This window comes from Antarctobacter sp., from assembly GCF_048262615.1.
Lineage (GTDB): Bacteria > Pseudomonadota > Alphaproteobacteria > Rhodobacterales > Rhodobacteraceae > Antarctobacter.
Window position 1 is genome coordinate 1 of the sequence record NZ_JBLXFB010000011.1, and the last position, 13980, is coordinate 13980.

Below are 13980 nucleotides of genomic sequence, written 5' to 3' on the forward strand. Positions count from 1 at the left end.
CCCGTCTGTTGATCTATGCCGCCACGCTGATGGCCGGTGGCATGGGCGTCGATCAGGCGCTTGAGGCCGCTATCGTGCAACCCCTCAGCGATGAGCCCGACGTGGGCGTGGCGCTGCGGGATCTGATCTCGACAATCTACGGGTGAAAAAGATGCGCCTATCCGATCTCATGGAACCGGAAGAGACCGTCGGGAACCTCTGGCACGACATGGCCAGCGGAATCGGACAGGCCGTCACCTATCCAGAGGCGGGCGTGACGCTCGCCTCTGTCCGGCCCAGCCTGTCCGTGCTGTTTCGCGCGCTGGGCGGGGCCGCCGGGGTCGAGCTGGCCGAGGCCGCGCCGACCCTCGTCCGCCACCGCCAGCCGATGCGCCGCAAGCTGGGCGCGGAGCGCGACCGCGAATGGGTGGCGCAATACGATGGCGAGCGGCTGTCGCTGCCGCCCTTCATCGCCAGTTTTCCAGAGGCGCGGCTGAACCGCGCCGCCTATTTCTGGCTGACGGCCCTTGCCACTGTCAGCGATCCCGCCGAACTGGATCTCGCCTGTGATGGTCCGGCATTCGACTGCGTGCAGATCCGCGCCAATGCCGCCGCCGCCGACGCCGCCTATGCGCTCTGCCCCGGTTTGCGGGGGTACTATGCGGACATGGCCGAGTTTTGCGCCGCCGCCCGCCCCGATCTGACGCGCCCCGCGCAGGAAGCCATCTTTGAGACCGCGATCCGGGATCAACTCTGCGGCGGCTCGCCCGTCATCGCGTCACCTGACACACCGCGCGGCTACAAACCCTTTGCGCCGGTGCCGATCTGGCTGCGCTTTGCGCGCCCCGGATCGGGCAGCGCCGCGACCGAGGAACAGGCCGATCCTGCGGCGCCGCCCCCCACCGCCGCGCTGACCAGTCGCAAACTGGGCATGCGCAAGGATCAGGACCAGCAGAACCGCAAGGACAGCTTTATCATTCACCGGTTCGAGTCGATCCTGTCATGGGTCGAGTCGATGAACATCAACCGCAGCGTCGACGATGACGACGACGAAAACGCCCAAAAGGCCGCCGACGATCAGGACAACATCACCCTGTCGAAACACGACCGAAAGGCCGCCACCCGGCTGCGCCTGCACCTTGATCTGTCGCCCGCCGATGCCGACCATGAGGCGCTGGCAGGCGAACACACCTATCCGGAATGGAACCACCGTTCGCGCAGTTACATGGAGGGCCATTGCCGGGTGCTGGACGCCCCCGCGCAACCCGACGCCGCCCATCCCTACCGCGCCGACGCGCGCCGCATCCGCGAAGTGCGTCGCCAGTTCGAGGCGCTGCGCCCGCGCCGCATCCTGCAACCGCGTCAGGTGGACGGCAGCGAACTGGATCTTGACGCGCTGCTGACCGCGCGGGCCGATCTGGTCGCCACCGGGCGCGGATCGGACCGGATCTGGCAGGCCGCGCGGCAGACCGAACGCGACCTGTCGGTCGCCTTCCTGATCGACACCTCGCGCTCGACCGAGGCGGCCATCGGCGACACCTCGGTGATCGAGGTCGCGCGCGAGGCGATGGCCGCGCTGGCCGCAGGCATCGACGCCGCCGGGGATCGGCTGGGGATCTGGGGCTTTTCCTCGCTCCGCCGCGACCGGGTGTTCCTGACCCGCTGCAAAGACTTCGACGCGCCGATGAACGCCGAGATCACCGCCAATATCGGTGCACTGAAACCCGGCCACTACACGCGACTTGGCGCGGCCATCCGCCACGTCAGCGCGCAACTGGCGGCAGAACCGTCCCAGCACAAGCTGCTGATCGTGCTGACCGACGGCAAACCCAACGACCTGGACCACTACGAGGGCCAGCACGGCATCGAGGACTGCCACATGGCCGTACGCGAGGCCCGCCTTGCAGGCCACGCCCTGCACGGCGTCATCATCGACGAAGACGGGCAGGACTGGTTCGCCCGCATCTTCGGGCGCGGCGGCTTCACCCTGCTGCCCAACCCGGAACGCCTGACCCGCGCCCTGCCCGACATCTATCGCAGACTCACTCAGGAGACCTGATATGCACAAACTTGCCATCTTCCCCGCCTTTTTCGCCGCCCCCGCATGGGCCGAAGCATTCGACCGCCCGATCCCGCAGGCACAATCCGCCACCGCCGAATTCTGGTATGCCGTGGCCTGCCTCGCGCTGGTCCTGTCCATGGTCGCGGTGCAGCGGCTGGTGTCCCGGCGATGAACAGACACGGCTGGTCAACACGGTGGATTGCTCTGGTCCTGTACCCGTTCGGGGCGGGCGCGATGGGCGTGAATGTGTTCTTTGCCGCGCTGATCTTTAGCTGGGTCGGCGGCCCGGTCCTGACGACCGGCTGGGCCATCGCCATCGGTTGCGTGATCGGCGTTCCGGCCACATGGGCCTTTGCGCGCCATATCCGGCACCTGATGGACGAGGCTGACGCACAGGCGGCAGATTGAAAAGGAGCCCATTATGGCACTCAGTTCCGCAGAGCAGATGCGCGCGTGGCGGGGGCCGGCGCTGTTCAGTTTCGGCTTTCGCCCCTTCTTTCTGTTCGGCGCGATCTGGGCGGCGTTTGCCATGGTCCTTTGGATCACGGCGCTGTCGGGCGCGCTGGACCTGCCCACCCGGTTCGATCCGGTGTCGTGGCATGCGCATGAATTCCTGTTTGGCTATCTCGGCGCGGTTCTGGCGGGCTTTCTGCTGACCGCCGTGCCGAACTGGACCGGACGGCTGCCGCTGGTGGGCTGGCCCTTGGCCGCGCTTTTTGCCCTCTGGTGCGCGGGGCGAGTCGCGGTTCTGTTCTCCGCCCTTTTGCCGATGGGCGTCGCGGCTGTCATCGACCTTGGCTTTCCGCTGGTCCTTGGCGCGGTGATCCTGCGCGAGATCGTGGCGGGCAAGAACTGGCGCAACCTGATGGTGCTGGGATTGCTGACCGTCTTCACCCTTGCCAATGCGCTGTTTCACCTTGAGGCGGCGCGCGGCGATTATGCCGCGCAAGGGATCGGTCTGCGCCTTGGTCTGGCCACCGCGATCATGATGATTGGCGTGATCGGCGGTCGCATCATCCCGTCCTTTACCCGCAACTGGCTGGTCAAAGAGGGGCAAAACGCGCGACCTGCACCGCCGATGCAGCGGTTCGACAAGGCCGTGCTGCTGGCCAGCCTTGCGGGTCTGCTGCTGTGGGTGGCGGTCCCGTCAGACCCGGTCACGGCGGTGGCGCTGTTGGCAATGGGCGCGCTGCACGTCATGCGCTTGGCGCGCTGGCAAGGGCACCGAACCGGGGCGGAGCCGCTGGTCTGGGTGCTGCACGTCGCCTACGCCTTTGTCCCGCTGGGGGCGATTTCGCTGGGGCTGGCGGGGCTGACCGGCACCGGAGCCGCCGCCGCGCAGCATCTGTGGATGGCCGGGGCCATCGGCTCGATGACGCTGGCGGTGATGACGCGGGCAACGCTGGGCCATTCCGGGCAACCGCTGCTGGCCGACCGCTGGACGGTGTTGATCTACCTGTCGTTTTTCGGCTCTGTGGCGGCGCGGGTCGGGGCCGACGCCCTGCCGGTCCTCATCCATGTCTCGGGGCTGTTGTGGCTCATTGCCTTTGGCGGGTTCGCCATGGTCTATGGTCGCCTGCTGTTGCGCAAAAGAGCTAAGGAGTAACGCATGACCTGGACCGGATTTGCCGCCGTCTTCGTGGCGTTTTTCCTGACCCATTCCGTCCCGGTGCGCCCAGCCGTGAAATCGCGGGTTGTTGGCGCATTGGGCGCGCGCGGGTTCACGATTGGCTACTCCCTGTTGTCGCTGGCAATGCTGGCGCTGCTAATCCGGGCGGCGTCACTGGCCCCCTATGTCCAGCTATGGCCACAGATGGAATGGCAGCGTCACGTCGTTCACATAGGAATGCTGGCGGTCTGCCTGATCCTTGCGCTGTCCATCGCGCGGCCCAATCCGTTTTCCTTCGGCGGCGCGCGAAACGCCGAATTTGACCCCGCGCGCCCCGGCATCGTGCGTTGGGTCCGCCACCCGATCCTGCTGTCTCTGGCGCTCTGGGCCGGGTTGCACCTGCTGCCGAATGGCGACCTTGCCCATGTGATCCTGTTCGGCGTTCTGGGGGCCTTTGCCGTCGCGGGGCGCGCGATCATCGACCGCCGCAACCGCCGCCTGATGGGTCCGCAGGTCTGGGAGGATCTGCGCAACCGCGTGGCCGCCGGGCCGCGCTTTCATGCGCCCGCCTCTTGGGGGCGCTTGGCCATCCGCCTTGCATTGGGCGTGGCGGGCTTTGCCGTGCTGCTATGGATGCATCCGGTGGTGATCGGCGTCCCGGCCCTTTGACGGGCCTGCCTATTCACCACCGCTCGCACCGTTTCCGGCCAGCAGAGGCGTCGCCCCTTGGCGCAAAGACCAAGACCGCCACTGAGGCACATCCCGCCCCGTTTGCAGGGAGTTATCCCTGCCGCAGGCGTTGATCAGATGCATCCTTGGCCAGCGCAGCCATCCGGTAGAACCCATGCGCCATCTTGGAATATGGCGTCAGCAGGAAAAAGGTCAGCACAGCCCCAAGGTGCAATTGCAAAAGCCAGCCAACCGATACGGTCCCGGACGCCGCGTAGAGCACCAGACCCGACGCCGCCACGACAAAGAGCAAAACGACAAAGGCCATCTCACCGCCCCAAGCCGAGGGGGCCCCAAGGTTCGGATCGGCCTTGGTCTTGAGCCACGCCAGCCCCGCCGTTCCAAGGCACAACAGCACCCCGCCCGGCACGCCCAGCAGTTTGGGCAAGCTGAGGAACCCGTAAGGGGCCTCCATCCCCAAGACATAGTGGAGCAGCGTCCCGCTGGAGGTTGACGCGAAACACAGCAGAAAGCCGTAGAGCACCGCCTGATGAAAGTGCCGCCGCGCCTGACTGAACCGGTCTTCATCCTCGAAATTGCAACCATCGCCGTGCCCGCCGTCGAGGTTTTTCATCCGCCCGGCCGAACGCACAGCCTGCATGATATCTGACAGGACCAGCCCCTGCCCCCCCACCGTGCGCCAATAGGTCCGCAACGACACGGCCAGCGCAGCCAGTGGCAGCAAAAAAGCAGGCGCAAAGATCGCGACCATCAATCCGTGGGACATGTACGCATAAAACCCTTCGCCACTGGCGGGCCGCAGCCCCTGCGCCAGCGCAAAGATCAGCGCAAAGCCCAGAACCAGCCCGGCGGCGATCAACACGCCGCTTCGGTCAAAAAGAGTGCCAAAACCGGCGGGCCATGCGTGGGATTTCCAGCTGTCTTGCCGCACCTCGGCCAGCGCCTTGGGCAAGTTCAGATCGAACTCATGCGGGGCGGTGTATTGGCAGGCGTAGTAACACCCCCGGCAGTTGTGGCAGAGGTTCGCCAGTTGCGTGATGTCGCCATCGCTGAAGGCGCGCTCACGATGCAGCGCGGGAAAGACGCTGCAATAGCCTTCGCAATAGCGGCAGGCATTGCAGATTTCCGATTGACGGCGCGCCTCGGCGATCAGGTCAGGTTGCATTTGCATGGGTCGCGGCCTCCTTGCCTGCGATGCGTCCAAAGACGGTTCCGATGGTCATGCCGAACCCGGCAAGATAGCCTTGGCCAAGGATCGATCCGGCCATGGTTTCCCCGGCAGCCCAAAGATTGCTGATCGGCGCATTGCCGACCGAGCATTGCGCATGGTCGTCCACCTTCAGACCCAAATAGGTAAAGGTGACACCGGTGCGCAGCGAATAGCCATAGAACGGCGCTTCGGTGATGGGGCGGGCCCAGTTGGTCTTGGGTGGGTTCAGCCCTTGGGTGGATACCCCATCCAGTTCCGTCGGGTGGAAATTGGCCGTGTCCCCGCAGGCGTTGTTGAACTCTTCGACGGTTGCGCGCAGGGCCTCAGGCGGCAGGCCCATCTTGTCGGCCAGGTCTTCCAGCGTGTCCGCCTTGATTGGTGGAAAGACCGAAGGCATGAACAGTTCCAGCGATTTCGCGTCGATGATCACATAGCCAACCTGATCGGGCTGTGCCGCGACAAGGCGCCCCCAGATCGCGTAGCGTTTGGGCCAGACGTCCTCACCCTCATCGTAGAACCGCTGCGCATCCTTGTTCACCACGATGGAAAAGGGCACGCAGTCCAGCCGCGTGACGATGCCGCCGTCGAATTTCGGCGCGCGCCCGTCGATGGCGACCGCGTGACATTGGGTCGGGTCGCCCACCTGCGCTACGCCTTGATCCAGCAGATCGGCCAGCACGACGCCCCGATTGTAAGGTGTGCCGCGAATGAGAAAATTCTTGGCCGCCGGTCCCCACGCGCGGGCCAGCCAATCGGTATCCGCCTGAAAGCCGCCAGCGGCGACAACCACGGATTTCGCGACAATCCGCTGGGTCTGCCCGTTCTGCGTCACCTCCAGCCATGCAATCCGGTCGCCATCCAGTTCCAAATGGGTGACGGCGGCCTCATAGCGCACTTCCACCCCCAGTTTTTCAGCCGTGCGATAGTAGGCGTTCACCAGACCTTTGCCGCCGCCAAGAAAGAACGCATTTGTTCGCGCCAGCGACAGCGTTCCCGACAGCGACGGTTGAAACCGCACGCCGTGCTGTTGCATCCACGGCAGGCACTCCTCGGAGGTGCGGATGGCAAGTCGCGCCAGCCCCTCGTCGGTCTTGCCGTCCGTGACTTTCATCAGATCGGCGAGGTATTCGTCCTCTGTATAACTGTCGACCAGCGGGCCAAGCGGCCCATGGTGCATGCAGCGAAAGTTGCGCGTATGGCGCGAGTTGCCGCCGCGATAGGGTTTCGGTGCGGTTTCAAGGATGAGAACACGGGCACCGGCCTCTGCGGCGGTCATTGCGGCGCACAGCGCGGCATTGCCGCCGCCGATCACCGCCACATCCCAATTCTCCTCTGTCCAATCCTCCGGAGTGGCTGTCATAGCTTGTCCTTTCAGAAGTCATCCATGCCGCGGTCACGTTCCCGCAGGGTGCGTATGCGCATGCGTTGCGCGGCCTCGATATGGGCGCGCATGGCCGTTTCCGCCGCTGCCCCGTCCCGCGCCATGAGACCCTCCAACAGGCGGCGATGTTCCTCGACGGCCTCAACCGCACGGGCGCTGTCATACATCTGTGATGTCCCGAGGATCATCAGCGCCCGTTGCAACGACAACATCGACCGGGCGAGGAAACGGTTCTTGGCGGCATCCAGCAGCGTGGCATGGAAGATACGATTGAGGCGCGAGGCATCTGGCCCGGTTCCGGCCCCGGCCAGTTGCTCATTCAGGGCAGCCAGTTCCAGCAGTTCGACTTCGGACGCCGCGCGCGCCGCCAGCCGCGCAGCGGTGCCTTCCAGAACGGCGCGCATTTCATACAGTTCCATGACCTCGGCGTAGTCAAGTTTTCGGACACTGGCACCGATGCGCGGCACATGGGCCACCAACCCATCCGCCTCAAGCTGGCGGATCGCCTCGCGCACCGGTGTGCGGCTGACACCCAGACGCTCGGCAAGTTCTGTTTCGCGCAAGCGTTCGCCCGGCATCAACCGGCCTTCGCGAATCTCGTCCAGCAGTCGCTGGTAGGTCGCATTGCCCTGCGAAGCCCCGCCGTTTTGCGCCTCGTCTTCCGCGTTCATACGCACCCCCTTGCAAATTGTATGCAGATGGATACAGTTGGGCACAAAGCGAGTCAATCCTGCCTAGGAGCCATTTATTGCCCCCTGCCCTGTCCGATCCTGGCCTCACCGGTCGCCGCGCCCTGACCTTCGTTCTTGCAGCCTTGGGAACCGGGGTGTTCTGGTTGCTCGGGCTGCCGCTTCCTTTCCTCTTTGGACCGATGGCTTTTTGCCTGTTTGCGGCTCTGGCGCATCTGCCGCTCAAGGGTTTCGGACAGGTGTCGGTCGGCGCGCGCACCATCCTTGGCGTTGCGGTCGGGGCCTCGATCACACCGGAACTGTTCGGGGAATTGCCGCGCATGGGGTTGTCGATCGCACTGATCCCGGTCTTTATCGCCTTGATCGGGCTGGTCGGGGTGCCGTTCTTTCGCAGGCTCTGGGGGTTTGATGCGCCCACCGCCTATTACGCCGCCATGCCCGGCGGATTGCAGGATATGGTGATCTTCGGGACAGAGGCCGGCGGCAATCCGCGCGCCTTGTCCCTGATTCACGGCACGCGTGTCCTGATCATCGTGACGCTGGCGCCCTTCTTTCTGTCCCATTTCTATGGCGCGGCCCTGACAAACCCGATTGGCGCACCCGCGACAGAGATTCCGCTCCATGAACTGGCGCTGATGGTTGCGGCGGCATGGGTCGGCTGGAAAGGCGGCGAAAGGATCAAGCTGTTCGGCGCGTCGATCCTTGGGCCGCTGATCGTGACAGCGGTGCTGTCGCTGTCGGGCTTCATCCACTCGCGCCCCCCGGCAGAGGCGATCCTCCTGGCGCAATTCTTTATCGGCGCAGGGATCGGCGTGCAATTTACCGGGGTCACATGGCGAGAGCTGACCCGCGTCGTATCGGCAGGGCTCGCTTATGTGCTCTTGCTGGCGGTGCTGGCGGCGGGCTTTTCAGGTCTGGTGACCGGCCTTGGCCTTGGACGACCGATCGACGCCTTTCTGGCCTTTGCGCCGGGCGGTCAGGCCGAAATGACGGTGCTTGCCATCGTCACCGGAGCCGACCTGGGGTTTGTGATCACCCACCACCTGACGCGCATCGTGCTGGTGATTGTCGGCGCGCCGGTGGTGGCGGGGATCATGCGCCGGTCCAGACTTCGGGATTGACCATGTGTATTGGGGCCCCCTGCGCATAGGCGCGCACCTGTTCGAAGATATCCGTGAACTGGGTGTCGAACTCATCCTCTGTGACAAACCCGATGTGCGGCGTGCAGATCAGGTTGGGATGCGCCAGCAGGGGATCGGCGGGATCGGTCATCGGTTCGGTGTCAAAGACATCCACCGCCGCCTGTCCGGGCCGTCCGGCGTTCAGCGCTTGCAAAAGCGCACCCGGCGCCACCAGCCCCGCGCGTGAGGTATTCACGAACAGCGCCCCCGGTTGCATCAGGGCAAGATCCTCGGCGGTGACGATTCCGCGGGTTTCGGGTGTCAGCCGGACATGAACCGACACCACGTCGCTGTCGGCGAAAAACGCCTTGCGGCTGGGGGCAACCGTCTGTCCGTCCGCCAGAGCCCGAGCGCGGCCCGCGTCCGACCCCCACCAGATCACGTCCATCCCGAAGGCGCGGGCATAGTCGGCCACGGCGCGCGCGATCCTGCCATAACCGTACAGGCCCAGCCGTCGACCGCGCAGCGTCTTGCCCACGCCGATCTGCCAGTGTCCCGCCTTGGTCGCGGCCATCTGTTGCGGGATCTGACGCATGCCCGCGATCATCAGTCCAAAGGTCAGCTCGGCCGCGGCGTAATTCGCGCCGTCAGCCCCGGTTTTGGAGCAGAACAACACGCCGCTGTCGGTGCAGGCCGACACGTCGACATGCGGATACGCCCCGCGCTGCGACACCAGTTTCAGGTTGGGCAGGCGCTCGATCAAGCTGCGGGTGACGGGTGTGCGTTCGCGAAAAAGCACCAAGGCCTCTGCCTCGGCCAGTCGCTCCGCCAAGGCCGCCTCATCGGAAAGGTGATCGGTCCAGACCGTCACCTCATGGCCGTCAAGCAATCGGAAACAAGGCAGCCCGCGCAGCGTATCGAACCAGTCGTCCAGAACATGCACCTTCATCGGCTTTCCACCCCTGCGCCGGGCCGCAACGTGCGCGGCGTGGCAATAAAGACATCCGCATCCAATGCGGTCAGCGCCTTGCGCACGCGGGTCCGCGTGGCCAGAAGATGCGTGTATTGCGCATCGCACCCCGAAACAGGACCGGGATAGGTCGCCAGATCATCGGTCAATATATCAATGGCCGTGCGAAGCAGCGCTGCCGCCTGTTCAATTTCTGTGAGATCGGACATTCGGACACCCCTGATCAATTGCTCCGCATACAACGGTATACATTGCCGGAGGCCAAATCAACTGTCCCTTCAGTGGGACAGCAGAACCGGAATGCGGATGTCGCGCAGGATGCTGACCGTCAAGCCGCCCAGCAGATCCTCGCGGAACTTGGAATGTTCGTAGGCCCCCATGACCAGCAGCGAAGGATCGTGGCGGTCACAATAGGACAGGATCGACGCGGCCACGGCGTGCCCATCAGGCCATCCGTGATGGACCGCCTCAACATCATGGCGCGACAGATGCAGCATCAATGCCTCCAGTCCGGACACCTCGCCCACGGTCAGCACACTGACCTTTCCCTGTGCCTCCAGCAGGCGCAGGCTGTCGGACAATGCGCGGGCGGCGGCGCGGCTGCCGTCCCATGCCAGCGCGGCGTGGCTGTGGCGGGCTTCGGCGTCGTAACCTTCGGGGACCACAACAACCGGCCGCCCGGACAGCAGCGCAATCTTGTCGGGATGCAGGCGAACGTGTTCGTCATCGTCATCCATCTGGCGTCCGACAAGGATCATGTCATAGGACCGCGCCGCCTCGGACAGGGTCTTGTCGACGCGACCGGGGCGCGCCTCAAAGCTGAGCGCCTCGCCAAGGCCCAGCTCCGGGCGTAGCGCATTCAGGCGATCCTCTATGGCTGTCAGGATGCCAAGCTTGGCTTCGGCCAGCAGATTGCGGGCCTCCTGCGGAATCCAGCGTGACCGCGTGTCAAAGGTCTCATGCGTCGAATGCGCCAGCATCGCGGTGACATGGGCACCGCGTTCGCGGGCCAGCGACGCGGCATAGCGCAAGGCCGCCTCCGAGGTTTCGGACCCGTTGAAGGCCACAAGAAGGTTCATGATCGGCATATCACGCGCCCTTCCAAATGCGGGAGGGCACAAAGACGTTCCCGTCGGCCAGCTTGCGCGCGGTGCGCAAAAGACCGGCGGAGTTGAGCGAGAAACCATCGGCGGTATTGAAGTCCACCAGCACCTCGATCGTGCCGGAAGGATGCTCCAGCACCACGTTCGCGGGGCTTTGGGTGGGACGGTCCAGCATCCCGTCGGCCACGGTCCCCGGTGTCAGGGCGCAGGAGGCGAGGCACTGAGAGCCTGTGACCGCCATGCTGGGATGCGTGTTCCACGGCATGAAATACCGTGCGGCAATCGTGCCGCCGTCCTTGGCCGGGGCAAGAAGCGCAAACTTGGGAATGACCGATTTGGTCACATCCCCCAATCCCATCCTCTTGCCCGCCTCGATACGGATCGCCTCGAACCGGGCAAAGAATTCGGTGTTCGCATCCAGATCGGCGGCGGTTTCATAACCGGTCAGACCGAAATCCTGCGCCCGCGCAATGGCGATCGGCATGGCCACATCCATGCAGGTCACTTCAATACCGTCGATCACATCGCGCAGGTTGCCGGTCGGCAGGAATTTGCCCGTCGAGGACCCGACCACCCCCATGAAGTTCAGCGCAACCGGGGCCGCGGCCCCCGGCACACCGGCAATTTCAGTCTGCCCGTCATAGGTCAGGGCGCCACCGGGGGTTTGCACACGTGCCAGCACCTTGGCGCCGGTGTTCACGGCGCGGATTCTGACCTCTGTCTCATCGCCAGTTGGCGTGATCAGACCCATTTCGATGGCTGCGGGGCCAACCCCGGACAGGATATTGCCGCAGGTGGGTTTGAAGTCCACCAGCCGGTCCTCGACCGAAACCTGTGCAAAGAAATAGTCCACATCGGCCCAGTCGTCCTCGGACACCGACAGCATGGCGACCTTGGTCGTGACCGCCGCGCCGCCGCCGATGCCGTCGATGTTCAGCGGGTGCCCCGACCCCACGGCGGCAATCAGCACCTCGGCCAGAGTTGCACGGTCCTTGGGCAGGTCCGCGCGGCGAAAGTACGGCCCGCGCGACGTGCCGCCGCGCATGAAGATATAGGGAATACCGGTTTGCGTCATGACAATCCTCCGATCATTTCAGCGGCCATGGAAGGTCCGCGTAGGACTGCAACAGCCCCGGCGGGAAGTCGCGGTTCAACGCCCCGGCCATCACACACATCAACGCGATGCCCGCCGCCGTCAGAATCAACGTCCGCGCCCACCCCGATTGCGCGCGCACCCGCAGGAAGGCAACCAGAAAGCCCACCAGCGCGAGGATAAAGCCGACAAGCCATGTCGCGGCGATCAGGCCAACGAACCACGCCAGCGTCGACCACAGGCCATACGGCGCATCGGCGTCTTCTCCGGCCACTTCCTTGTCGGCAAAGATAGAGTCCGTCTCCGGCCGCAGGATCATCTGCACCATCAAGATCAGGCTGCACGTCAGCGTAATCCCCCCGATGACCAAGGGTATGATCTTGTCGGTCATGTTGTAGTCAGGGATCATGTTGGCGTTGATCAGCGCGGCAACGGCATAGGCGGTGATGACCATCAGAAAGACGATGGGCGCGCGCTTGGAACCGGACTTGACGTCGCCTTCGGCCATGATGGATTTGGCCTGACGGATGCCCAGCACAACCGACACCACCGTCACGATGATCAGGATGATCACGATGGGCGAAAAGATATAGTCCATGCCCTCTTCGAACGACTTGCGAAAGCGGAAGGACGCAATCTGGAACGCCTGGTTCGAGAATTTCTCGACCGGGTTCGACAGCACGAAACCGATCAGGAAGGCCGGGCGCGACCAGTCGAAGCGGCGCAGGAAGATGCCGATCATGCCGATGGCCAAGAGCGCCAGCAGGTCTTCGAAGTTCTGACCGGACTGGAACGCCGCGAAGGAGATCAGCATGAACAGGAACGGCGCGAGGTAGGTAAAGCGGATGGTCGTCAGCTTGGCGATGCCGCCAGAGGCCGCGATGCACAGCAGGGTGCCCACCACGTTCGCCAGCGCCAGCAGCCAGACAATCGAATAGGTGATGTCGAGGTTGTCGCGCAGCATCGACGGGCCGACCTCGATGTCGCCGGATCCCAGCAGCGCGATGGCCCCGATGAAGATCGCCATAGATCCAGAGCCGGGGATGCCGAACAGCAGGGTCGGCACAAGGCCGCCGCCTTCCTTGGCGTTATTGGAGCTTTCCGGCCCGATCACGCCGCGGATTTCACCCTTGCCGAAATTCGACTTGTCCTTGGTGGTCTGCACCGCGTGGCCATAGGCGATCCAGTCAACGACCGACCCGCCAAGACCCGGAATGACGCCAACCAGCACGCCGATCAGCGAGCAGCGCACCGACAGCCATTTGTTGTCGACCCAGTCGCGCACGCCGTCCATCCAGCCAGAGCCAAGCGAGGCGTCTTTGGCGATGGACCGGTCCTGCCGCAAAAGCGAAACGATCTCCGGGATGGCAAAGATACCCAAACCCACGATCACCAGCTTCAATCCGTCGGTCAGATAGGGGATGTCATAGGAAGCCATCCGCAGGCTGCCGCCGGCGTCCGCCTCACCGATCGTCCCAATCAGCATGCCCAAGCCAGCCGCCGCCACACCCTTGAGCGCAACTCGCCCGGCCAGCACCGCCACCATCGACAGGCCCAGAACCGAGATCATCAGCATTTCCGGCAGACCAAAGGCCAGCACGATGGGACGCGCGATCAGGATAAAGAGCGTCAGGAACAGCGCGCCGACAAGCCCGCCAAATAGCGACGAGGTAAAGGCCGCCGACAGCGCCCGCGCCGCCTGCCCCTTCTTGGCCATCGGAAAGCCGTCCAGAACCGTCGCCTGAGAGGCCGAAGAGCCCGGAATGCCCATAAGCACAGAGGCGAAGGTGTCTGAGGTTGGCACCACCGCGACCATGCCGATCATCAGGGCAAGACCCAGTATCGGGTCCATGCCGAACATGAAGGGCAACAGCAAGGACAGGCCCGCAATGCCGCCAAGACCGGGGAAAACCCCCACGGCAAGGCCCATGACAACACCAAGGACAAGATACCCAAGCACCGTCGGTTGTAAGATCAGGGCCCATGCATCGGCCAGAGCCGGCAGGGCGGTTGCGAACGCGTCCATCGCAGCCCCTCAATTATCAAAATGTGAAAAGGGAAAACGGCCTCGGG

General features: G+C 64.3%; 15 protein-coding genes. 7 read left to right on the forward strand and 8 right to left on the reverse strand.

Annotated elements, in window-relative coordinates; genetic code table 11:
* The 6 genes from ACN0S5_RS13270 to ACN0S5_RS13295 all read left to right on the forward strand — a co-directional run.
* The coding region (locus ACN0S5_RS13270; RefSeq protein ID WP_417209230.1) for a CbbQ/NirQ/NorQ C-terminal domain-containing protein at nucleotides 1-146 on the forward strand (146 nt) is incomplete at its 5' end.
* 5 nt (nucleotides 147-151) lie between these two features.
* Nucleotides 152-2038, forward strand: coding sequence for a nitric oxide reductase activation protein NorD (locus ACN0S5_RS13275; RefSeq protein ID WP_417208932.1), 1887 nt, complete (start codon nucleotides 152-154; stop codon nucleotides 2036-2038).
* A 1-nt stretch (nucleotide 2039) separates the two neighbouring features.
* Complete coding sequence (locus ACN0S5_RS13280) at nucleotides 2040-2213, forward strand: protein NnrT (RefSeq protein WP_417208934.1); 174 nt, start codon at nucleotides 2040-2042, stop codon at nucleotides 2211-2213.
* Nucleotides 2210-2449 carry an NnrT protein gene (locus ACN0S5_RS13285; RefSeq protein WP_417208936.1) on the forward strand — a complete coding sequence of 80 codons (240 nt, stop codon included), beginning with the start codon at nucleotides 2210-2212 and terminating at the stop codon, nucleotides 2447-2449. The genes ACN0S5_RS13280 and ACN0S5_RS13285 overlap by 4 nt, the downstream gene beginning before the upstream one ends.
* 13 nt (nucleotides 2450-2462) lie before the next feature.
* The gene (locus ACN0S5_RS13290; RefSeq protein WP_417208937.1) at nucleotides 2463-3647 is read left to right on the forward strand and encodes an NnrS family protein; all 1185 of its coding nucleotides are present in this window, start codon (nucleotides 2463-2465) and stop codon (nucleotides 3645-3647) included.
* Between the two features lie 3 nt (nucleotides 3648-3650).
* Complete coding sequence (locus tag ACN0S5_RS13295) at nucleotides 3651-4319, forward strand: NnrU family protein (protein WP_417208938.1); 669 nt, start codon at nucleotides 3651-3653, stop codon at nucleotides 4317-4319.
* Nucleotides 4320-4431: 112 nt separating this feature from the next.
* On the opposite strand, the gene tcuB is transcribed toward ACN0S5_RS13295, so the two are convergent.
* Genes tcuB through ACN0S5_RS13310 form a run of 3 tightly spaced genes read right to left on the reverse strand, consistent with a single transcriptional unit; the run spans nucleotide 4432 to nucleotide 7602 of the window.
* Complete coding sequence (gene tcuB, locus ACN0S5_RS13300) at nucleotides 4432-5511, reverse strand: tricarballylate utilization 4Fe-4S protein TcuB (RefSeq protein WP_417208941.1); 1080 nt, start codon at nucleotides 5509-5511, stop codon at nucleotides 4432-4434.
* A complete protein-coding gene (gene tcuA / locus ACN0S5_RS13305) occupies nucleotides 5495-6910 on the reverse strand; it encodes an FAD-dependent tricarballylate dehydrogenase TcuA (RefSeq protein WP_417208944.1) in 1416 nt (471 codons plus the stop codon). Before tcuA ends, tcuB begins: the two co-directional genes overlap by 17 nt.
* 11 nt (nucleotides 6911-6921) lie before the next feature.
* A complete protein-coding gene (locus tag ACN0S5_RS13310) occupies nucleotides 6922-7602 on the reverse strand; it encodes a GntR family transcriptional regulator (RefSeq protein WP_417208945.1) in 681 nt (226 codons plus the stop codon).
* Nucleotides 7603-7679: 77 nt separating this feature from the next.
* Here ACN0S5_RS13310 and ACN0S5_RS13315 point away from each other — a divergent pair, with 77 nt between their 5' ends.
* Complete coding sequence (locus ACN0S5_RS13315) at nucleotides 7680-8741, forward strand: AbrB family transcriptional regulator (RefSeq protein ID WP_417208948.1); 1062 nt, start codon at nucleotides 7680-7682, stop codon at nucleotides 8739-8741.
* On the opposite strand, the gene ACN0S5_RS13320 is transcribed toward ACN0S5_RS13315, so the two are convergent.
* The 5 genes from ACN0S5_RS13320 to ACN0S5_RS13340 all read right to left on the reverse strand — a co-directional run bounded on the left by ACN0S5_RS13320 (nucleotide 8713) and on the right by ACN0S5_RS13340 (nucleotide 13933).
* A complete protein-coding gene (locus ACN0S5_RS13320; RefSeq protein WP_417208950.1) occupies nucleotides 8713-9690 on the reverse strand; it encodes a D-2-hydroxyacid dehydrogenase family protein in 978 nt (325 codons plus the stop codon). The genes ACN0S5_RS13315 and ACN0S5_RS13320 overlap by 29 nt on opposite strands.
* The gene (locus ACN0S5_RS13325; RefSeq protein ID WP_417208951.1) at nucleotides 9687-9920 is read right to left on the reverse strand and encodes a hypothetical protein; all 234 of its coding nucleotides are present in this window, start codon (nucleotides 9918-9920) and stop codon (nucleotides 9687-9689) included. The genes ACN0S5_RS13320 and ACN0S5_RS13325 overlap by 4 nt, the downstream gene beginning before the upstream one ends.
* Before the next feature lie 69 nt (nucleotides 9921-9989).
* The gene (locus tag ACN0S5_RS13330) at nucleotides 9990-10790 is read right to left on the reverse strand and encodes a universal stress protein (protein ID WP_417208954.1); all 801 of its coding nucleotides are present in this window, start codon (nucleotides 10788-10790) and stop codon (nucleotides 9990-9992) included.
* Nucleotides 10791-10800: 10 nt separating this feature from the next.
* A complete protein-coding gene (locus ACN0S5_RS13335) occupies nucleotides 10801-11889 on the reverse strand; it encodes a 4-oxalomesaconate tautomerase (RefSeq protein ID WP_417208956.1) in 1089 nt (362 codons plus the stop codon).
* Nucleotides 11890-11902: 13 nt separating this feature from the next.
* Nucleotides 11903-13933, reverse strand: a complete 2031-nt coding sequence (locus ACN0S5_RS13340; RefSeq protein WP_417208959.1) for a tripartite tricarboxylate transporter permease — start codon at nucleotides 13931-13933, stop codon at nucleotides 11903-11905.
* Nucleotides 13934-13980: the final 47 nt, after the last annotated feature.